Below are 21,970 nucleotides of genomic sequence, written 5' to 3' on the forward strand. Positions count from 1 at the left end.
AGAATGCCCATCAGCTCTATGGTGAGTTGTTAAAACTTGATTATACTGATAATTCTTCAAGGTTATGACGCTCGCCAATATAATTGACACGAGGTCTAAATAATCTATTATTATCATGCTGCTCTATCACATGAGCACATAAGCCAATCGTTCGTGAGCCAAAGAAGATTGGTGTAAATATTTCAATCGGCAAACCAAGCATGTAGTACACTGGTGCCGCATAATAATCTAAATTTGGGTATAATCCTTTTTCCTGTACCATCACTTTTTCGCCAGCTTCACACATGTGATATAAACGGTCATCCCCTTGCTCCAAACATAATTTGTGCAAAGCCTCTTTCATAATTTGCGCTCTTGGGTCCATCTTTTTCATATATACACGATGGCCAAAGCCCATAATCTTTTCTTTATTTAGTAGTTTATTTTTCAGCAATGTCTCAAAGCCTTCTACTGTTTTGGCTTCAAGAAGCATATACATCACTGCCTCGTTTGCCCCACCATGTAAATTACCTTTCAATGATGCGACAGCCCCAGTTAAAGCACCATACAAATCAGAATGTGTAGAGGCAATCACACGAGCTGTAAACGTTGAATTTGGCATCTCATGTTCACTATATAAAACGAGTGACTGATCAAAGATTTCTTCTTCTAACGCAGTTGGTTTTCTGCCAGAAATCATGTAATAAAAATTAGCACTATAGGAAAGCTGGCTATCAGGCTCCACGACGTCTTGACCATTTAATACTCGATAGCTATTCGCTACGATGTTTGGCATGCCACCTAAAAGTCTATATGCTCGCATCAAATTCATTTCAGTAGAACGATTATTGATTTGCTCATCATAGCCTGCTAAAACAGAAATTCCTGTTCTAAGTCCATCCATAGCATGTGTCCCATTAGGCAATAACTTGAAAATTTGAAATATCTCCTGTGGAACCTCGTAATTAAATTTCAACTTGTCCTGTAAGTCATTTCGTTGCTCGGTAATTGGTATTTCCCCATGTAACAATAAGTAGACAATGTCTAAATACGAATATCTCTGTGATAATTCAATCAAATCATACCCTCGAATAACAATTTGACTTCCTACAGTGTCTAAAAAAGATAGCTTTGTTTCAGCGGCAATGATTCCATCGAGACCTGGTGAATAATTTAACTCCATTCATTACAACCCCTTTGTTTAATTATTCTTGTAAGCGTTACCATTCAAACACGAAAGAACAACAAAAAAACAACTTCTACCCCTTTAGAAGTTGTTAATCTACAAAAGCATGACAGAGCAAAAAAACAGTGAATTTACATGAATTCACAAAGATCATGCAGTAGCTAACACCTCCCTATCCTCGTAGGTCAATTGATGCTTACCTTAGTGGCAGGTCTCCTGACTTATGATCAACGCTACAATAACACCTTCCCATTTTGACAAACAAAACAGTGGCCTTGTTATCGAACTCCTAAATACAGTTGCGGGACAGTGTTGGACTCTCACCAACTTCCCTTTTAATCAAATGGAATCCAATCCATTTGAACCACCAAAATTCAGCATATTCAATTTGTCTATTCACCTTAACATAGAGTTTTCAAAACAATCAATATAGTTGAAATTTAGAGAAGCCTGATCATAAAAAGCTATTTTTCGTTTTTCAAGAACTATCCTACATTTTTTAGCACTATTTCGTACAAAAAAGATTGTTAATGGATATCAACAAAGCCATTTTCAAAGCTTGTAAAAAGAAAAGAGGCTTCTTATTTAGTAAATGCTAATACTTATTGCAAACCAATTATAAGCACCGAATCGACAATTCCTGTGGGAAACGATGACAAGAAGATACTCTTTCAACATCGTTCGGATACGTTAGATTGGGGGATTATCTGGGGGCTTGATGGAACTAAACGAAACTTTAGAGGAAGTTGCAAGCCGTGAAAGAAGTAACTCGTGGACATTGAGGATAAATCGAGGGATTTACATAGCTATTTTACATATGACTAATTTAATAATAATTCAAAAAAGTGTTGCATAAACTTTTCTATCAAATTATATGTAATCATTCGTTTTCTTTAAATAACAAAGAGCATGTTTTTGATAAAAAACATGCTCTTTTTATTCACGCTTGAGTATAATTAAACCCTCATCCCAATTTGAGAAAGTTTCCACTAAATCATACATGATTGCAAATCGTGGGAATAAATAGATAGGTTATTTATTCTTTCGTTTGATTAAATTTACATTTCTATAGTGGCGATTTATGAAGTATCAAGGATTGTGATCGATTCGCCAAAATAATAATACTTGCTATAACACGTTCTAAATTAGAGCCGATTATGCTCGTCTGTGAATTTTAAAATGAAATAACTTTATTGATTTTCTCGATATTGTAAGCAAGAAAATTAGGCTTTTTACTTCAAAATGCTAATAAGGAGTTGTAAATTATAGTTTAACCTTAACCTCAGTACCGTCTTTAGCTTTGACATCGACTAGCACGATTCCCTTATAATTTTTCAGTTCCTTGACAATAGGCTTTAGCGCTTCTTTGTCAATTAGCGGAAAGGTAAAGTTCAGTTTTTTTCTTTCGAAGTGCTCTTTTGTCCATTTGTTTGCTTTTTGCTGAACAAATTTTGAAGACAAAATTGAAATAACAATGTTTAACATAGCGTATGGAACTGGAATGGTAAACCGAACGTCTTTAGCTTTCACTTTTACATACATCATAAGCAAATCACTATTCAATAATGACCGAAACGGTATCCCCGTTAGCCGATTTAATATCAACAATTTGGCCATCTAATTCATTTTCGATTGCTTCGATAATAAGGTTTATGTCTATATCTTTAACGTATTTTTCCGATTGAGGGATACTCGCTGCGATGCTGTGTCCAGCCATTAATACAACCTTGACAAGCTTTAAAGGCAAATTGACCGTGACGTTATCATTTTCGGCTGATACAACACGAATTTTTAAAGTTTTATCTAAATATTTAGTCGGTGTTTCTAAAAGGTTTTCCTCTGTTTCTGCTTTCTCTTTTAATACTTGAATTAGTTCCGATGCCTTATCTGCATCAATCTTACCTTCTTGAACCATTGTTAACACTCTTGAGATTTCCTCTTTCATAATAAATTCCTCCTTATTCTTCTTTTAAGAGTTTAATGGCTTCTTCTGGTGTGATTTCGCCATTTTCCAACATAGTGACAACTTTTTTCTCGTCTACTTCATTTTTCTTCTTCTGCACATAGCCAAGGGATGAAATGATGTCTGTTAGCTTTCCTCGAACTGTTGGATACGAAATCCCCAGTTCCTTTTCAACTTCTTTGATATTCCCTCTGCATGTTAAAAATACTTCCACAAAATGAAGCTGATCCTTTGATAAGGATGCCAGCTTAGATAATTCAAACTCATTTTCAATCGTCGTGTGACAATGAGAGCACTGTAACTTTGTAATTTTCAATGTTTTACTGCAGACAGGACAATTTGTGATTACTTTATAAGCCATAGTTAAGTCCTTTCCTTTTAATTGATTTGATTATATAACAAATAATTAAAAATGTGAACAATAAAATTAATTTTTATAACACCTAAAATCAATAATGTTAATTCGATATTCAATATTATTGATTATCCGCATTCTTCGACTAGAAAAACTCCAACTCTTGAGTATGCGATCTGACATAAAACGTGATGCTTATAAAGCATGACAGATGAAAATGCAAGCAAGCTAATAGTGGTAATAGCAACAATTATTGAGAAAACCTTCAACATATATAACGGTTTGTCTGTTGGATTAAACATCCAAATCAACACTTTAACCCCTTTTCATCCAATTATTCTAACTATTTTTAGTAAAATTGCCCATGATTGTTGCAGAAGTTTTACACAGTTAAAATTAAGGTTTCAATTTTGCTGTTTAAGGGGAATCGGTAATATTAATGAAAAATAACTCATGCCTGTTTCATGCTATTCTTACTTTATTCAATTGCGAAAGCTTTTTGAAAGGAGTAGGTTTAATTGAAGAAAAGATGGTTATTACCGATTTTCGCATCGTTTATGTTCTTCACAGGTGTGGGTGTGCATGATGCAAAAGCGGCAACGATAGCAGATTTAACAAGTACAGCAAAAGCATATATAGGTGTTCCTTATCAATATGGAGGAACAGATATTAAGACAGGTATAGACTGTTCAGCATATACACAAATTGTTTTTTCTAAGTTAGGGATTTCACTACAACGTACATCTACAGCTCAATATCAGCAAGGTACTTCGATTACTAAAAATCAGTTGAAGACTGGGGATCTTGTATTTTTTAATACTTCGGGGAGCGGTGTTTCCCATGTTGGCATATACATAGGTGACAGCAATTTTATTTCAGCTACTACAAGTTCTGGGGTTAAAATCGATAAAATTAATGATCCTTATTACTGGGGATCTCGTTACGTAGGGGCAAAACGCATTGCAAACTTCACTGAAAATGATTTGGGAGAAGTAAAAGGCACTGAAGTGGACTTTAGCGTATATGCATCGCGTGGAGAGGTAGCTCTTAAACTGGCAAATCAATTACATTTAGATACTAGTAATACCAATTCAAGTTTTCCTGATGTAGGCCCATCGTCTAAATATGCAGGTGCTGCGGAAGCACTAAAAAAACTTGGTGTTTTTACGGGTGATGTAAACGGAAAATTCAATGCAGGTTCTCCTATAACACGTGGTCAATTATCGAAAGTTTTAGTGGAAGCATTCCATTTAAAACAACAAGGGACAGCGTTACAATTTGTTGATGTTCCAAGTTCGCATTGGGCTTACAATTATGTAGCCATCCTCTCTTCCAATAAAATTACGATTGGTAAAGGTAACAATATGTTCGGCGTGGAAGACAATGTCACACTAGTACAATTAGATACCTTCCTCCAACGATTAGCTCAATAACTTAAAGAAAAGGTGTTTCATCTATGGATGAGATGCCTTTTTTCGTTCTTTTGCTTCTAGGCAATATCATTTCACACTCCCCCATACTTTCAATCACTAGACGTATAAATAAGCCAGTACTAATTGTACTGACTTAAAAATTATTTAGGTTGTTTGATCTGGAACAAATAGCGTTAAGATAAATACGATGATGGTTAAGATTGTCTTGAAACAATAGGTATCTCTGACCCCAAAATGGCAGCAAGTGTGCGAATAGTTGCTGCCGTAATAGTTTACGTATTTTTGATAGTTCTTTCTCGAGGATGCGATGGCAAAATAGCATTGTATAGTTCTAGAGATGCGGGATGCTTGTATGCTCCATCTTTCCCAATCTCCTCAACTAGCTGACCCTGTTGCATCACGAGGATTCGGTCTGACATAAAACGTGTTGCTTGTAAGTCATGAGAGATGAAAATGTAAGCAAGTTGCATGTCTTTTTGAAGTGTTTGTAGCAATTGTATAATATGCTTCTGCAAAATCATATCAAGACTATTAATGGCTTCATCCAATACAATCAATTTCGGATTTAAAGCAAGAGCTCTGGCGATGTTGACACGTTGCTGTTGCCCACCACTAAGTTGCGAAGGATAGTTTTGAGCAATTGTACTTTCTAACTCCACGCAGTCTAGTAATTCTCTTACTTTTTGTTGTCTCTCTGTTTTGCTGAAACGTTCGAAATTAAGGAGAGGTTCTTCTACTATTTCAAAAATCGTCTGCTTCGGATTAAATGAATGATAACTATTTTGAAAGACAGCCTGTAAATCTCTACGTATTATTTTTTTGTGTTTACTTGTTGTTTCGTAAAGATTGATACCTTGAAATAGAACCTCTCCTTTAGTTGGTCGTTCAATTCCTAAAATAATGCGACTTAATGTACTTTTGCCTGAACCACTTTGACCGACGATTCCTAAACATTCACCTTCCTGAAGTGAAAATGTAACATTTTGTAATACAGGAGCTTCCTGTCCTCGTTTGAACATGAATGGTTTGTGAGCAAAATGCATCTCTATATTGTTCACTTCTAGCAGCGTCATATTTTTTCACCTCTAAAACATTATTCTTGATTGTAAAAGTTTTTTTGTATAGGGATGCTGAGGCGCATCAAAAAAATCATAGACATTTGCGTGCTCAATAATCTCTCCTTGATACATCACGGCCACATCGTCAGCTAGTTCAGCAATAACACCTATATCATGCGTCACAAGAATAATAGCGGCCTCCGTTTCCGAGCGAATACGATTAAATAGTGTTAATACTTGTTTTTGATTGACTGTGTCAAGAGCTGTCGTTGGTTCATCTGCAATATATAAAGAAGCTTGTATCGCCAATGACAAAGCAATCATTACTCGCTGTAGCATCCCGCCACTTAATTGGAAAGGATAATAGTGCAAAAGCTGCTCTGGATTGGGTAAGTTGACTTTATACATGGCATCAAGGGCAATCTGTCTCATTTCTTTTTTAGTCATCACAAAATGAGCTTTTAATGATTCTCGAAAATGACTTTCGATTGTTTGAATACGATCAAAAGCTGTAGATGGATTTTGCATAATCATAGACAGATGCCTTCCGCGATACGTTCTCAATTTAGCGGCTGATATGTTCAATAAATTTTCTTGTTGGTAAATGATTTGGCCTTGTGTGATCTGTGCCGAAGCCGGTAATGATTGCATGATGGCTCGACAAAGCATTGTCTTTCCACTACCACTTTCCCCTATAATCCCTAAGACACGCCCTTTATAGGCTGTTATATTGATAGAGGTTACTATATTTTTCTCACCGATTTTTACCGTTAAGTCTTGCACTTCTAAAACTTTCTCCATAATTACCCCTTTACTGGTCAAGCTTCTTAAAACTACTTGCCAAATGATTCAATAATAGCACAACAAGGACGATGGCAAGTCCAGGATAAAGCATTAATTCAGGATGTTGGCGGATGTATTGCTTTCCTTCATTCACCATCATCCCCCATTCAGGGATGGGGGCCTGCACGCCAAGTCCAATAAATGAAAAGCCTGCAATTTCTAAAATAACCTTTCCTATATCTAATACGACAATTGTTACGATAGGTGGCAGTAAATTGGGGATATAATGGCGTAAGATTAATTTGATTCCAGAAGTGCCACTGATTCGTGCTGCTTGAATAAAATCTTTTTCATTCATCCCAATAAACAAACTTCTTATCAATCTTGAATAATAAATAAGCTGTGTAATAATAAGCGCGATTAACACATTTTTTAAGCTAGGACCTAATAAACCTAAAAGTCCAAATGCAAGGACAAGTGTAGGAAAAGCTAATAAAATATCACATATTCGAATAAATAAGAAATCTATCATCCCTCTTTTTAGCGCAACAAATGCACCTAGTAAGATCGCTAAAAGAATGGCTACTATTTGAATGACGAGCGCTGATCCTAAAGAATAGCGAATGCCTAAAAGCAATCGTGAGAAAACATCTCTTCCTAAATGATCTGTACCTAACGGATAGTCCCATGTTGGACTTAAAAATTTCTTTGATATATCGACTGCTAAAGGGTCATGGGGCATTAAAATTGGCGCAAACAGCCCTAACAAACCAATGACCAGCAGTATCGTTAGACTAAATAATCTTCGTTCTTTATGTAATAGGCTCACTTCAATCTCTCCTGTCCTTCATCATCAGATGAGGATCCAATAGACGATGCAATACATCTGTGCATAAATTTGCAAGCACATAGATGACTGCAATAATCAATACATAGCATTGTACAACCGGGTAATCCCTGTTAATAATGGATTCTATTAAATACCTCCCGAGTCCTGGCCAACTAAAAACCTGCTCCACAATTACTGCACCACCTAGTAAATTACCAAGCGTCATACCTAACACAGTAGATAGCGGAATAACAGCATTTCTCAAAACATGGCGTACAAGGATCACAGAGTTTTTTAATCCTCTTAGCTGCGCGTATTGAACATAATGCTGTTGTAATTCTTCAATGATGGCTGTACGGATAAACTGCACGAACAGTCCAATTGTCTGTAAAGCTAATGCGAGTGCAGGTAAAACTAAATGAGCTAGTGTGCCCTTTCCATTTGTCGGGAAGATCCCTAATTTCAAACTAAATACATATAGTAGTAAAAAACCTAACCAAAAAGTTGGAATGGATACACTCATGATAGTCAATAGTCGAATTATTTTATCGATGATGGAATGCTTATACAAGGCACTTATGATCCCTAATGGCATACTTACTCCTAAAATCAACACAAATGCAGCAACAGCTAATTCAATGGTTGCAGGTAATTTAGCGAATAGCTCATGTGCCACGGGCAATTTACTAACAAAAGATGTCCCAAAATCTAAATGCAAAACGCCTTTTATCCATAGCAAATATTGAATAAAAAAAGATTTGTCTGTTCCAAGTTCTTCACGCAATGCTTGAATGGCTTCTGCTGTTGGCGCAACTCTCGCCAATCTAAGAATGACCTCAGCGGGCTCTACTGGAACGAAACGAATAAATACAAAGGTCAAGATGGATACGCCCAATAATACAAACGGCAATGTTAAAATTCTTTTTAAACAAAACATCCATGTCGATTCATACATGCTGTCACTTCCTACTCAATCCTATGATAAAGAGAGAGCTGTCTTTAATCGACATACTCTCTCTTTTACAATTATTTTTCTTTTTCCATTTGTGCATATGGAATATCATATTCAGATGCACGTGGAGCAAAATTTTTCATATATGGCTGATAAATCACGTTATTTGTTTCGTAAGATATAGGATAGAATAGTGCTTGGTCATGGAACTTTGTTAAAATATCCGTATAAAGTTGCACTCGCTCTTTTTCATCTGTACCTACTAATAATTGATGAATTTTAGTATCGATTTCTTTGGCATTTGGTAAGCCTAATTTCGCTTCATAGACACCATTAGCGTTTGGTGTAGCTGATTCATTAGCAAAGCTATGTGGATCTGTTGGTGGTCCATTTGTACGCCAGAAATTTATATCGACCTGATTATCCATTAATTTTTGCAAACCTACCATCACATCTGCGCCTTCTAAATTCAATTGTACCCCTATTTTTGCTAGTTCACCTTGCATTAGTTCCGCCATAGGTTTTTGTATCGCATCTGTTGCAATGTAGATTAAATCTAATGTTAGTGGCTGTCCGTTTTTAGAGCGAATTTTTTCACCCTTCTGTAGCGTCCATCCCGCTTCATCTAGCAATTGTTGCGCTTTTTTCGGATTATATAAAATTGGAGCTAAATCAATATTGGCATAAGGCACAGCATCCCAAAATAGTGTATTGGCCACTTTTTCAGTACCATGTGTAATACTGTCAACCATTTGCTCCTTATTGATTGCATATTGAATCGCTTGACGTACCTTTAATTCTACTAACGGACCTGACTGTGTATTAAACAGTAAAGCACGCGTAGACAAAGGTTCAGACGTAGCCGTTTTATATTTCCCACTATCTTTTAAAAACGTATAGTTATCTAAACTAATGATGCCGCGACCATATATTAAATCTAATTCTTCGTTTTCAAAGGCCAACGAAATAGATTCTGAATCAGGGATAATTTTTACTTTTATTTGTTCTACAAGAGGTTTTTCTCCCCAGTAGTTTTCGTTGCGACTAAATAAAGCATATTCATCCTTTTTGTAATCTGTTAATACCCATGGGCCTGTCCCAATAGGCGCTTTAATTGAATCTTGCGTCGCATCACCTTCAGGGAATCCATTATCACCTAAAAAGCGGAAAGGTCTTACAAAGGCAAGTTCGTTTAACACAGGATAATAAGGTTCATCCAATTGCAAACGAATTGTAAAGTCATCCACTTTCACAACCTCTTTAATATGATTGACCATGCCCATCCAAGAATGCATATCACGATTAGCTAAAACTGCATGAAAGTTACGAATCACATTGTCTGCATTAAAAGCCGTTCCATCAGAATACTTGACATCTTTTCTCAAATGGAAAACATAAGACGTTTTATCCTTTGAGATATCCCAACTTTCTGCTAGTTTCGGCGTAATTGTTCCATCATCGTTATATTCAACCAATGATTCATAGACCATTGCTTGTGCTGTCATTTGATTTGGTAAATATGTATGGGGATTTAATGGACCAACATCTAATGGCCATCCAATCGTTATCATTTTTTCGTCTGTCTGTTGTTTCGATGCTGTCTCTTCCTTTTCAGTGCTTGTACAGCCAGTGAGTAAACTGAACATCAAAATAAGTGTGAAAGGAAGTAAATACTTTGTCAATCTCATTTTCTGTCTCCTATCTTTGTTTGTGGTGCACTAAATGGAGAATCTACTGATTGATAGAAGGCATAAAAAAACCTTATTCCAAAAGAATAAGGACAGAATAACTTACTATGAGCAAGCACCCATCCATCTCCCTATCTTTCGTAGATCATCAATGAATCTCCTTACAAGCAGGCATTCTGGCTCATGAATCATGATTTTGCTTCACCTTCCCAAGTAATCACTCAGTGGTAATCGAAACAAAACTCCTCATTTACAGCTGCGGGACAGCATGGGATTTACACCCATTTTCCTTTTAATTGAATGAAAGCTTATTTCACTCAAACTTGTAATGGTTGCTATGAAATTAGTATTAAACATAACATGCTCTAATGTTCGCGTCAATTTTATTTTCTGAATATAATAAAAACCTGCTAGTAATGACTAACACAACAAGGCCAGGTATCTTACTCTGGCCTCGTTTACCTTCTTTTTATGTTTAGTCACGCTTTCTTCAATGAAAACAGCGTATAGATCGTATCAATTTCATGGGATTCTTCCAAAACCCACGAGGATGACGAAAAAATTGATTATACAAATGATTTAACGAGTGTTGGTACTTCTCCTTACCCTAAAAAAGAGTTTTTACAAATAATTTTATGCTTATTAAAGATAAGGAGAGAAATGTTACCCTACTATTAGTGATAGGTTGGAATAGTGACCAAACAAAAATGAATGCAGTGGGCTTTAATGCTTCAACAGGAGAATACATTAAGCCTAATTAAGTTTAATTCCTTATTCTGAGCTAACAAGGCCTTTAGTGAAATAAGGAGGATCGAAATCAATCTTTTTTTATTCAAAGCGTGATTTCTTATATGTAAAAAAATAAGACTTTTAAATTGATAAATTCAAAATGCACAAACAAAGCCAACTTCTTAGCATACAAGAAATTGGCTTTCGTTTTTTCGAAATTCGCTAAACATGGGATATATATCATTTGGTTGGCGAGACCCCAAACGGTAACCCACATTAATAAAATATGAATTGTTCACCTAATTGTTTATTTTAAATAATAATTGAATGTACATTCTCTACTACTAAGTTATCTGCCATTTGCTTTAATACCGTTAGCTTTTACATCAAAGCCCATTTCCTCGTTCACATCCCTACGAGCTGCATGGATGATGTTTTCACCATATTCAATACGTCCACCGGGAAAGTTCACCCACTAATGTCAGTAGGTTTATTTTCTTTTATTAAAGATTTCGTCATCTTTAAATAATGATACATTCACTACTTAATTTGATAAATTCATCCACATCGTTAATGCATAATTCAATTCCTTTTTTCCAAAAAGTTTCCGAAGTGATATCTTCACCTAAATGTTTCATCACTAAATCTTCTGTGCACATACTCCCTGAATCGCGAAGCAAATCTAAATAACATCTTTCGAATTCTTTACCTTCTTCTTTTGCCTTTGCAAATAAACTCAATGCAAACAAATATCCGAATGAATATGGAAAATTATAAAAAGGAGATTGTGTAATATAATAATGTGGTGTCCATATCCATGAATGCACTGAAGGATTATCAAGAGAACCATCATATCCTTCATCTATTGCTTCTTGCATAATTTCGTTTAAGCGTGAGGATGAAACAATTCCTTCTTTACGTTCTTCATAAAATTTCTTTTCAAATAAAAACCTAGAATGAATATTCATGAAATTCATGACACTACGCTTTAATTTCTCATCAAGTAAAAATAATTTTTCATTAGTAGATTTAGCTTTTTGCATTGCCGCATCTAATATAATCATCTCTGAAAATGTTGAAGCAGTTTCAGCAATGCTCATTGGATATTGTTTATTCATTCCATTAATAGATTTCATTGCATCGTTATGGAAGGCATGTCCTAATTCATGCGCAAGTGTTAATACATCTGTAATTGTACCGCCAAATGTCATGAAAACTCTTGATTCTTTCGAAAGTGGAAAACCTGAACAAAATGCAACAGCTGACTTATTTGCACGATCTTCAGCTTCTATCCACCCTTCACTAAATGCCTTTCTAGAGAAATTTTCTAATTCTGTACCGAATTCACTGAAATGCTCCAATATAAAATTAACAGCATCTTCGTATTTAATTTTTTGTTTTTTTGTTGTAATAGGTGCCCAAAAGTTAAATGATTGCATCTTTTTATAGCCATTTAGTTTTGCTTTTTGATTTAGGTAGTCAGTGAAGGGTTTTTTAAATTTATTTACTACAGACCACATCGCATGAAGCGTTTCCTCCTTCATCCGATTTTTAATTAAAGATTCTTGTATTACATTATCCAGGCCACGCTTCTTGTAAACTTGTAATCGAAAGCCTGCAATATGATTTAATATTTTCGCGAATAGTTCTTCATTCTCTTTCCATGTATCTTCTAAAGCAATATGGGCTTCTTTACGAACATCTGCATTAGGATGTGAACGTAAGTTGATAGCTTGTCCTACGGATAAATTTTTTTGTTCTCCATTTATTTGAACTTTAATCGTAATAGTATTCATAAAAGAATTATAAAATTGCCCCCAAGCATGATATCCATCTACCATGAGGTCTGATATTAAATTTTGTTCTCCATCTGAAAGGATTGTCTCACCGTTTTCACGCCATTCATTCAGTATAAACTTAAAGTTTGCTAAAACATCAGTATTCAGTAGACCTTGCCACAAATGGTAATCAATTTTCACCAGAGTATTTTTCACTTTTTTCAATGCAGATTCAAAACGTGTATTTATGCTCGTAATTTTTCCTTGTAGAATTATAGCATCCTGATCTTTTGGATTTTGAGCAAGAAGGCAGGTTATAAAAGAATTTGCTTGAGAAATATTAGTTCGAATGTCTCCTATGTATTCAACTAAAACCGCAACATTAATTGATTCATTTATTGTTTGTGGAACATTAAAGGAATTTGTTTTTTCTTCAAATTCAGAAATTTCTTTTTCTAAATATCTTATATGGTCATGTAATTGAGATGATTTACTTCCACCTTGGAACAGACTATCTAAGTTCCATACTTGGCTATACTTTGTTTCGCCCAATTATTTCTCCCCCTTTAAATTTAACTATTCAGCAATAATCAAACATACATTCCCATCTTATCACATCATGGAACATTAGTGAGTGTTATTTAACAATCTTGTGCAATTGCTTCAGTATATTGTTAATTTACTAATATAACCAAAATCAAATGGTCAATATATACGTTACTTCCCTCTTTGGCATAGTTAAGGTATAAAGAAAGGCAGGTTTAGGTATGCGCGTGTTAATACGCAAAATCAGTCGTTATCACTTCAGTTTGATGCAATTGTCGAAGTACAAAGCATTCATTGAAATCATGGAAGATTTTGAAGCAAAAGATATTCTTTTAGTATTCCTGCAAGATAAAATTGACAGAACAACTGCTATGGGAAGGTTTTTTTAAAATTTATATTCAATGAGTAGATAAATATCGCAGTTCCTTTTAACAACTATTCATATTATAGATTGTAGAAAGGAGGTAATAACTATGTCTGAATATTGCGGTAGCGGTAGTGGTTATGGTACTGGTTCAGCATTTGCGCTAATCGTTGTGCTATTTATTCTATTGATTATTGTCGGCACTAGCTTCATCGGATTCTATTAATACCCAATACCGCCATCTATCCCATAATTTTTAGGATAATATAAAGTTATCCTTTCCCTTCGAATATTTACTAAGGGTCACAATCCTCCGGTGGCCCTTTTAATATAAATCAAAGTTTAGTATTGAGTCGCATCTAAAGAAGCACTGAGTGTCGTTTTTGTGCCAGAAGAAAACTCCTTATTCACATTCTATTATTGGCAAATGAAATGGTCGTGTTTTATTTAATTAGCGACGTTTTCAGCTGATGGTGGAATGGCATTTCTACTACTTATGTTCGTTATTAATACGGATGATAACGAAGAAACCTTATTGATCCCCAACTACATATAGTTAGTCCAACATTGAAACATTCTTTGCAAGCAGACAAAAAAATAACATGAGACCCCATCTAAAATAGATAGATGATGTCCCATGTTATTTTCTGTTTTTTATTCCGCTATCAACTATACTCTTTTGCACGTATCTGCAAGATTTAGTTAATGATCTAGTTCTAAAGGCAAAAAAGCATATTCTCCATTTCTAATAATCGCACATTTACGAACAGAAATAGGTTGTTTGAAAATTGGTCCACCTAATACTGTAGTATGGAACTCTCCACCTTCTCCGCAAGGGTCAACACCCCGAGCTTCAAGCTCCTTTATGTATTCAAGGGTTAACGTCCGCCCTAAATCTTCCTCGCGCATACCCAAGGATAAATTAACAGTTACAATGATTGTAACAAATCCTAGGTTTATGAACTCTTCAACAGCATCACGATGATCCATCTCCCATAAAGGCATGCCTAGCTTTAACCCAACATTTTTCGTAACCTTGTCATGCCAGCAGCCATGTTCAGGCATATCTAAGTCTCCTGTTACTAACACTTCTGCCCCTTGATTTTTAGCTTTTTCTAAAAGGCGCATAAATACTTTTTCATAGTCTGTCCAGCTGGCTGCTGCAGTATAAACAGGTAAACCTATAGATTTCGCTTGAGCATGTATGAGTTCCGGAGGCATTCCGTGAGATCTGGAACGCTCTCCTTCTTCCTCCAACATGACGATTAATCCAAGCGCTTCTCCAACCTTCATTGCTTTAAATAAAGCTAAGACACTATCCTTTCCTCCGCTAAAAGAAGCTATAAATTTATGCCCTCGAGCATTATTTTTCCAATCCATTAATTGTGCCATGCATTTCTTTCCCCTTTAATTTCTAATGACTATTTTATAAGCTCCTCCTCAGAATATCATAAAAACTCATTTGCAATTTTATTATTGCAAATGAGTCTATCTGAAGTAGCTTTCCTTATTCTAATTGTTTTGCTCTAGGCATTGATAAATTGCCATCATATCTCGTTTATTCAATTCACGAATACGGTTGAAAATTGGAATTTCTGCGACAGCCTCCGTGATTAAGCTTTCTTCCACAACGTCACTTACTTTGCCAGTTAACCATGTTTGCACGTCTACACCCTCGACAATTTCCTTACGTCCTTCATCATTGATACCACTTGCAGAGCAACTAACACATGGTACGGATAATTTATAGACGCCATCATGGAGATTATCTTCTGAAATGACTTTCTTTCCATTACAGAATGGACATTTATGACTTGCTTTAATTTTATTAATTTGTGTCACAATTTTCTTGTAGCCAAATGCTTCATAGACGTACGTTAGTTTTTTGTATTTTCCATTAGTGAAATATTGATCAATGATGGTTTCTCTCGTTTCGTTTATGTTGGCAAAATCACAAATTGTAATTAGATTTTTGCTGCTTATTGCTTCGATATTGTCTTTAATTTTGTCCCAGAATGGTAAAACATTATTTAGTACTATTTCATAACCAGCAAAGCTTGCTAGATCTAATTCAAGCATTTTCAACGATACTTGTGTTTCTCTAGGAAGTAAGGAGACATCTTCCGTAAGAGTCATATCGCCGCCTACAATTGCTTTTAGTTTTTCAAGCTCTGGTAAGTTCCCTACAGTTTTTATGACCTGATCGATAGGTTGATGAATTAGCTCGCGAATATCAGTGTCTCCAAACGTTAGTTTTTTCTTATGGTTTAGCACAGCTCCTTGACAAATTGGACAGGCAATCATTTCTTTTGATTCTTTCATTTGCTCTTTAATAATTGATTTCGAAATAACGATATAACGTCCAAGGATAAAATTAAAACCTTCCCATTTTTTTGAGGACTTACTTGCTTTATCATAAAATGATTTTTCCCAATAACCATATAGGAAGGTATGTCTTTCTTCCTCTGTCATCTCATTGTAGCTTTTACTAATATCTTGACCCAGTTCATTCTGAATCTCATCAAAAAGGAATTGCAATTTCGGATATTGATAATATTTTAATACTTCCATCACGTCTGGATGTAATAAGCCATTCCAAAATAGCACTGTTTTGTCTTGTATGACGATATCGAAATCAAATTTTTCAATTTGCAGGCGACCTGAACAGCTAGGGCAATGATTTTCTTGGCTGAAGAAATCGAAGCTTCTTGTATCTTTATTCGTCGGATGTGCAGCCACGATATGGTTGATCAGTCCACCGATTTCATATAAAAAACTATACTGACTATACAAGTGTCTTTCTAGATCAATGGCAACGACGGGTGCGATTGTTGCGGATTCATACTCCCCATAAATTAAACGGGCCATTGATGACAAGCTTTTTAAAATACCGCCTTTATAAATATTTTCGGCATTTTTAAAATAGCTAATATGATTGTCTTCTAAGTAATGAATACCATTTTTTGAAGCTAGTGTTGACGATATATGCAATGAAGCATCACTATTTGTACTGTTATGCTGATTGAAATAATCATCATGACTAACAACATCAAGATGTCGAACAGGTTCCTGCTGTCTCTCCCCAAAATCAACGATAAAATCAGAGTTGTCTATCATATAGGCATTATGTTCAATCATCATAATAGAGACGGATTCATCTTGTAGAATGTCCCTAACACTATCAATGAATTGATTTAAAATATTTTGAGATAAACCTTTTGAAGGCTCATCAAAAATAAACAAAGTATGGGGGTTTCTTGCGTTCGAAAACAGCTCAGAAACTAAATGAACACATTGAAATTCACCTGTCGATAAAGATTGTGTTTTTCTTTCCAACGTTAAATAACCAAGCCCAAGTTTGATTAGTAAACTTAAGCGTTTATGAGCGATATCTTCATTTGGAAGCTCCTCAATAATGTCTTCAATGGAACGTTGGAAAATATCGTCAATGTCGTCACTGTATTTCGTCATTTTCTTTTTAATATCAAGAAACGTTGCAACAGTTGATCGGCTAGTTATCGATTGGTTGCGATCTTGTCCTACCATGACCAGTTTATCTTTTGGATATCGTTTTAAGAAATCCTTAGAAATACACTCATTGACAAGGGTCGATTTCCCGCAGCCAGACTCACCTGTAACGGTTACTAGTCTATTTTTAGGAATGTGAATGTCAGCCATTTCAATATTACGACAGTAAAGATCATGAAATTGATAATAGTCTGTAGGTATTGTCCGATTTCGTTCACAATGGATTGGCTCTGGACGTGGTGATTCTTCGACGATTCTGCCGCCGTATTTCCCACTGCCTGGCCCGAAGAATAGTTGCTCATCCGCTGTATCGAGCACCGTATCAGAATGATCAATAAGCCAAATTTGGTTTTTATAGCCCAATTGTTTAATCTGTTCCAAAATTTTCAACAGCGTTTGGTGATCAAGACCAACAGAAATTTCATCAATAATAATCACGGTATTTTCACTAGCGGCCATAAATTCTGCCAAGTACAGTCGAGTTAATTCTCCTCCAGACAAGGTACCCATGATCCGATTTAAAGTTAAATAACCAATGTTCATATCGATAATATTTTTAAGAATATGTTGTCTCTCTTCACTAATATTTAATTCCTCTGAAAGGGAGTAAATCGCCTCAATATTTAAATTGTTAATATCCGAAATACTAAGTGGTTGATTCCATATTTCTAGTTTATACTGCTCAACTTCCGGACTATATCGCTTGCCCTCACACTTTTTGCATTCGACATTTTTAGTTGTTCCACGTCCTTTACATGCAGGACACCAGCCTAATGTATTATTAAAGGAAAAAACCTCTGGCGAAAGATCAAACTTATCTGCAAGCTTTTCACGAACCTCTTTAAAAACACCTGTATGGGTTCCGACCGTTGAACGTGGATTAGTAGAAATTGATGATTTCCCGAGAAAAAGGACTAAAGGCATCTCTTCCATCTTAATGGCACTGAAATTCGTTTCCATAATAATAGGAAACAAATACTGATATTCAGCCTTTGGCAATAATGAAACGAGACGCTTCTTAGATTCTTCACCAATTGTTTGACAAAATGTAGTTTTGCCAGAGCCGGACAATCCAGCAATTCCTAAAGATTGATCTTCCGACAAGTCGACATCTAATCGGTTTATATTGTTAGCAATTAATTGATTTATTTTCATCGGATATTCTCTCCATTCCATCTAGTATTGTCATGTTAGCACAACTACAACTGGATTGTTATGTTTATGACATGCCATCAATTATGCCTCGGCATAATTGCGTCCGGAATCGGCTTTGTGCAAGCACAAAGTACTCCTTTCCGATTCCGTGACATCCGCCGGAGGCTTTAACTTCTTTCAGCCTTTGCTGAAAGAAGTTAAAAAAATGACGCTTTCCGTGTTCCGAAAGCGTCCAATTGTTGAAGAACAGTTTATTTTATTCATTTCCTATTTGATACCTGCTTTTGATCTTACTAAAAGCAGGTATCAAGATGAAGAAATCATATTTTTACAGTTCTGCTAACACTTTTTCAAGCTGATTACCATTGTTAATCCAAGCGTATTTAGCTCCTTCGATTGCTCCTTGACGAGCTTTCGTTGCTTCACTGAATCCGCTTTGATCAAGATGTAAATGTGTAGTTCCATCTGAACCTTCTGTCAACGTCCATGTCACAGTAGTTGTTTCTCCGGCACTTGCCCAAGTGTAAGATAATGTATGAGGTTCTTCCACTTTGAGCACCTCGCAATTGACAATTCCATCCCACCATTCATTTGGCTCAGCTCGGAATTGGAATTTATGTCCTACGATTGGTTTAAAGTCATTTTTCCATATCCATTTTGCAAGAGTGTCTGAATCCGTTAATGCGTTCCAAACTTTCTCAATTGAACTTGTAAATTGATAATCTAAAGATACATCTGCTGTCATTTTTCTTCCTCCAATAAAAGATTTAATATAGCCATTCTTTCTTTCCAGAATCCTTCGTAATACGATACCCAATCTTGAATTTCCTTCAACGGACCGGCATTCAACCGATACCTCGTTTCTCTACCAACCCTTCGAGCAATTACGAGATCGGCATCTTTAAGGATAGCCAAATGCTTAGAAACTGCTGTACGCCCCATTTGAAATTGAGACGTTAATTCGTGAAGAGGTAATTCTTCCGCATCCGCCAACAAGCGTATTAATTGGCGTCTTGTTGGATCAGCAATAGCAGCATAAACATCACGCTCTTGAGTCTTGTCGCTCAAAATCCCCCTCCCCCTTATTAATCGGACACTAAATAGTGTCTTAATTATATGACACCATCTAGTGTCCAGTCAATTTTTATTTTGAGATATTTGCATTCGTTTTATTCTTCTATCATTAATACAAATAAAATTTACTGAGCTTGTCCTCCACCGCGTACTTGTATTCAGGATGCTTTTTTAAAAAATCTAATGTATTAAATTCAAATATTAAAAATAAGCTTGGACATATCAGTACTTCTTTGGATTGCTTGCTTTTGTTTTATACTCCTGTCCAAACTACCTCTACTTGAAAAAGAAGTATCTACTTTGACGTCCGCGTTTATGGACATGAAAGTAGATACTTCTTTTCCTTTTTTATAGCCTTTATTCCGTGTGGTATTATTTTCCCTTTTCACTTCTAGTATGCCTGCTGCATTTCCGCAAGAATGCTACAAGAAGTATATTATGTCTCTTCTTTCACTCTTTTATAGATGGTACAACTTTATTTCAAATCTACATCATTTCTTTTTTTATATTCTCTGTTTTAGATTTCTTCTTTTCAAATTAAGATCTAGCTTTCATGAGAAATATTATATACCTCAAAATTTTCGTCAAAGTATACAACCAAAAGCTGGTCGCTATAATTTACATCCAGAGAAAAATCAAAAACACAGTCGAGATGATGCTGTTGATTCGCACTAATCCGAATACATCTCGGTTGCAACACATCGATTAATGCTTCGTTTGTTATTTCCTCAACAGTTACCATACTGAGAGTCTCTAACAAATATTTTTCATATTCTTCATCTTCATCAATTACTTCCGTCACATATTGAATAAAATAAGTAATCACTGTATCATTATGACAATTAGCTAAAAGTGTAGACTTTGCTTTTTGATACATTTCAGGAATATGCTCAAGAAATTTTTGTACAATTGCTTGATTATCACCATTTAAAAAGCCCTCAAAAATATCAAGGCTTGTTTCAATCTCTTTACCAGCCAGTGTAATTGTAAAATCTTCAAAAAGCCCTTTATCAACAGGCACGTCTAATTCTCCAAATAATGTAGTGTGAAATTGATAATTTTTCAATGGAATCATCTACTCTCCTTATAAAAAAGAAAAATTTGCAGCCATTCATTGCGAATCGAACAGCTCAGCATCTCGTTCCTCTAAATACTGGTCAATCGTGCTATAATCAGTCTATTTCTTGTTGACTTCAATTTAAAACGCAAGTAAATCATTATACATTGTCTGCTGTGTTTCCGTTAATTGTCCATCAGAATTCATGATAGCAAAACGCTTCAATGCTAATAGTGCGTTCTTCTTCAAAGCTGGATCTAGTTTCCCAGTAATTTTAATTTGACCAAAGGCTGTTGCATAGGTAATCATGTCACTTTGCATCATATCCATTTCATGCTCTTTTGCCATATCACGCACAGCTTTTTCATCCAATGTGTCAACTGATATATAATGCATTCCCCATATATTCTCTATTAAATGCTTCGGGAAAGTAACAAAGTCAATGATGTGCTTCTTTTTTATAACTTCTTCCATTTCATAAAGTGTATCAAACCCTTCATCACTACCAAAAGGTGCTTCTTCATCACCACAATCATAATAAAATTCTTCTGCGAAATGAGCGACATAACGTGGGTGTGACGTTTTTGGATGTGGACCATATTCCCCTATATCAAAGTAAAGACAATTATCAAAATCAAATGTAGGAATTTCTTGATACCCTTTTTTTATTTTACTGGCAATTAACTTTTGGGCTTCTTTTTCACACATTTCTTGTGACTCAAATTCTTTCATTTCATACTTCCCAATCGTTCCATTTTTTCCGTAATGCACACATATTGTCATCCCGAAATAATCAATTGTCCAAAATTTATTTGATTTTTCGTCTTGATATATAAAAGCTTTTTTCATCTAACTGTACATCCTTTCCAGTGTTGTCTTTATTTCAAACTTTCGTAATACTGTTACACACTCTTTTATGGAAGCAAAGCTGTTTTTAATCCATTCACCAAAATGCTTCTTACTATCGCATAATCATTAAAATCACGCTATATCAATTAATACTTTGAGAAATATTCCTTGTATGGATGAAAGCACGCAATTTGTTGGGAATGTATAAGTCGTCTCACCCTTATTGGGGAAATAAAGCCATTCGAAACGGGTGGCTTTTTACTATTATCTTTTTAGAAAAGAATGCATACCTACTATGAGTGTAACAATAGGGAAAACAAACCATAGCGAACTTCTTTCAAAAATATATTTAAATTCTGGTATAAATACAAGATTCTTAGAGATATACATAAACATAAAAAAAGAACTTATTAATAAAATAGATTCTGGAACATTTATAACTTTCTTCTTTTTCTCCATTAATAGTACCCTCCTTTTTGTTATATTCTCCATCTATTAAATGAAAATGTAAATATAACATAAAATCCACTAATATATGGTACAATAAATTTAATCATAAAAACAATACTAAAAAGCCCAACTTCACCGTTAATTAATAGAGAAATTGGGCTTTTTCATTACTCCATAAGCATTTTTAAGTTAAATTCAAAAACCATGCTTTGAC

General features: G+C 35.2%; 22 protein-coding genes and 2 riboswitches. Of the genes, 4 read left to right on the top strand and 18 right to left on the bottom strand.

The features are described 5' to 3' along the window. Window positions 1-40: 40 nt before the first annotated feature. The 4 genes from mmgD to ACYQ73_RS06845 form a co-directional block, all read right to left on the bottom strand. Window positions 41-1,162 (bottom strand): citrate synthase, encoded by a 1,122-nt coding sequence (gene mmgD, locus ACYQ73_RS06830; RefSeq protein WP_460011781.1) that lies wholly within the window; start codon window positions 1,160-1,162, stop codon window positions 41-43. A 192-nt stretch (window positions 1,163-1,354) separates the two neighbouring features. Further along, window positions 1,355-1,549, bottom strand: a riboswitch (cobalamin riboswitch). Between the two features lie 879 nt (window positions 1,550-2,428). Next, window positions 2,429-2,710: a hypothetical protein gene (locus ACYQ73_RS06835; protein ID WP_460012312.1), complete on the bottom strand. Its 282-nt coding sequence runs from the start codon at window positions 2,708-2,710 to the stop codon at window positions 2,429-2,431. Window positions 2,711-2,720: 10 nt separating this feature from the next. Beyond that, window positions 2,721-3,110, bottom strand: a complete 390-nt coding sequence (locus ACYQ73_RS06840) for an SHOCT-like domain-containing protein (protein ID WP_460011782.1) — start codon at window positions 3,108-3,110, stop codon at window positions 2,721-2,723. 13 nt (window positions 3,111-3,123) lie between these two features. Further along, the gene (locus tag ACYQ73_RS06845) at window positions 3,124-3,489 is read right to left on the bottom strand and encodes a DUF2089 domain-containing protein (RefSeq protein ID WP_018393054.1); all 366 of its coding nucleotides are present in this window, start codon (window positions 3,487-3,489) and stop codon (window positions 3,124-3,126) included. Window positions 3,490-3,687: 198 nt separating this feature from the next. Between ACYQ73_RS06845 and ACYQ73_RS06850 the strand changes: the two genes are divergently transcribed. Together ACYQ73_RS06850 and ACYQ73_RS06855 are read left to right on the top strand one after the other, a co-directional pair. Beyond that, complete coding sequence (locus tag ACYQ73_RS06850; protein WP_460011783.1) at window positions 3,688-3,933, top strand: hypothetical protein; 246 nt, start codon at window positions 3,688-3,690, stop codon at window positions 3,931-3,933. Between the two features lie 68 nt (window positions 3,934-4,001). Continuing rightward, window positions 4,002-4,916, top strand: a complete 915-nt coding sequence (locus tag ACYQ73_RS06855; protein ID WP_460011784.1) for a C40 family peptidase — start codon at window positions 4,002-4,004, stop codon at window positions 4,914-4,916. A gap of 272 nt (window positions 4,917-5,188) precedes the next feature. Here the strand turns inward: ACYQ73_RS06855 and ACYQ73_RS06860 are convergent, their stop codons facing one another. From ACYQ73_RS06860 to nikA, 5 genes are all read right to left on the bottom strand, one after another. Continuing rightward, window positions 5,189-5,989, bottom strand: coding sequence for an ABC transporter ATP-binding protein (locus ACYQ73_RS06860; protein ID WP_460011785.1), 801 nt, complete (start codon window positions 5,987-5,989; stop codon window positions 5,189-5,191). A 12-nt stretch (window positions 5,990-6,001) separates the two neighbouring features. Continuing rightward, window positions 6,002-6,775 (bottom strand): ABC transporter ATP-binding protein, encoded by a 774-nt coding sequence (locus tag ACYQ73_RS06865; protein ID WP_460011786.1) that lies wholly within the window; start codon window positions 6,773-6,775, stop codon window positions 6,002-6,004. A gap of 10 nt (window positions 6,776-6,785) precedes the next feature. Further along, window positions 6,786-7,586, bottom strand: a complete 801-nt coding sequence (locus tag ACYQ73_RS06870) for an ABC transporter permease subunit (protein ID WP_460011787.1) — start codon at window positions 7,584-7,586, stop codon at window positions 6,786-6,788. A gap of 1 nt (window position 7,587) precedes the next feature. After that, window positions 7,588-8,541, bottom strand: coding sequence for a nickel ABC transporter permease (gene nikB, locus ACYQ73_RS06875; protein ID WP_460011788.1), 954 nt, complete (start codon window positions 8,539-8,541; stop codon window positions 7,588-7,590). A gap of 71 nt (window positions 8,542-8,612) precedes the next feature. Beyond that, window positions 8,613-10,226: a nickel ABC transporter substrate-binding protein gene (nikA, locus tag ACYQ73_RS06880; RefSeq protein WP_460011789.1), complete on the bottom strand. Its 1,614-nt coding sequence runs from the start codon at window positions 10,224-10,226 to the stop codon at window positions 8,613-8,615. Between the two features lie 149 nt (window positions 10,227-10,375). Beyond that, window positions 10,376-10,568: riboswitch (cobalamin riboswitch) on the bottom strand. A 293-nt stretch (window positions 10,569-10,861) separates the two neighbouring features. On the opposite strand from nikA, the gene ACYQ73_RS06885 reads away from it, so the two are divergent. After that, window positions 10,862-10,987 (top strand): hypothetical protein, encoded by a 126-nt coding sequence (locus tag ACYQ73_RS06885; RefSeq protein ID WP_460011790.1) that lies wholly within the window; start codon window positions 10,862-10,864, stop codon window positions 10,985-10,987. A gap of 317 nt (window positions 10,988-11,304) precedes the next feature. On the opposite strand, the gene ACYQ73_RS06890 is transcribed toward ACYQ73_RS06885, so the two are convergent. Both ACYQ73_RS06890 and ACYQ73_RS06895 read right to left on the bottom strand, forming a co-directional pair. Next, window positions 11,305-11,427 carry an NUDIX domain-containing protein gene (locus ACYQ73_RS06890; RefSeq protein WP_460011791.1) on the bottom strand — a complete coding sequence of 41 codons (123 nt, stop codon included), beginning with the start codon at window positions 11,425-11,427 and terminating at the stop codon, window positions 11,305-11,307. Window positions 11,428-11,476: 49 nt separating this feature from the next. Further along, window positions 11,477-13,285 (bottom strand): M3 family oligoendopeptidase, encoded by a 1,809-nt coding sequence (locus tag ACYQ73_RS06895; RefSeq protein ID WP_460011792.1) that lies wholly within the window; start codon window positions 13,283-13,285, stop codon window positions 11,477-11,479. Between the two features lie 467 nt (window positions 13,286-13,752). Here ACYQ73_RS06895 and ACYQ73_RS06900 point away from each other — a divergent pair, with 467 nt between their 5' ends. Next, window positions 13,753-13,869 (top strand): YjcZ family sporulation protein, encoded by a 117-nt coding sequence (locus ACYQ73_RS06900; RefSeq protein WP_132362314.1) that lies wholly within the window; start codon window positions 13,753-13,755, stop codon window positions 13,867-13,869. 476 nt (window positions 13,870-14,345) lie between these two features. Here ACYQ73_RS06900 and ACYQ73_RS06905 read toward each other — a convergent pair whose 3' ends face one another. The 7 genes from ACYQ73_RS06905 to ACYQ73_RS06935 all read right to left on the bottom strand — a co-directional run bounded on the left by ACYQ73_RS06905 (window position 14,346) and on the right by ACYQ73_RS06935 (window position 21,765). Beyond that, a complete protein-coding gene (locus ACYQ73_RS06905) occupies window positions 14,346-15,035 on the bottom strand; it encodes a Dph6-related ATP pyrophosphatase (protein WP_460011793.1) in 690 nt (229 codons plus the stop codon). A 120-nt stretch (window positions 15,036-15,155) separates the two neighbouring features. After that, window positions 15,156-18,326 (bottom strand): ATP-binding cassette domain-containing protein, encoded by a 3,171-nt coding sequence (locus ACYQ73_RS06910; RefSeq protein WP_460011794.1) that lies wholly within the window; start codon window positions 18,324-18,326, stop codon window positions 15,156-15,158. Between the two features lie 328 nt (window positions 18,327-18,654). Further along, a complete protein-coding gene (locus ACYQ73_RS06915) occupies window positions 18,655-19,071 on the bottom strand; it encodes an SRPBCC family protein (protein WP_427110614.1) in 417 nt (138 codons plus the stop codon). Then, a complete protein-coding gene (locus ACYQ73_RS06920; protein ID WP_460011795.1) occupies window positions 19,068-19,394 on the bottom strand; it encodes an ArsR/SmtB family transcription factor in 327 nt (108 codons plus the stop codon). Before ACYQ73_RS06920 ends, ACYQ73_RS06915 begins: the two co-directional genes overlap by 4 nt. Window positions 19,395-19,944: 550 nt before the next feature. Continuing rightward, window positions 19,945-20,475, bottom strand: a complete 531-nt coding sequence (locus ACYQ73_RS06925; protein WP_460011796.1) for a hypothetical protein — start codon at window positions 20,473-20,475, stop codon at window positions 19,945-19,947. Window positions 20,476-20,598: 123 nt separating this feature from the next. After that, window positions 20,599-21,306, bottom strand: coding sequence for a WGR domain-containing protein (locus ACYQ73_RS06930; protein ID WP_460011797.1), 708 nt, complete (start codon window positions 21,304-21,306; stop codon window positions 20,599-20,601). A gap of 264 nt (window positions 21,307-21,570) precedes the next feature. Beyond that, window positions 21,571-21,765, bottom strand: coding sequence for a hypothetical protein (locus ACYQ73_RS06935; protein WP_460011798.1), 195 nt, complete (start codon window positions 21,763-21,765; stop codon window positions 21,571-21,573). Between the last annotated feature and the right edge of the window lie 205 nt (window positions 21,766-21,970).

This window comes from Lysinibacillus sp. CTST325, from assembly GCF_054665055.1.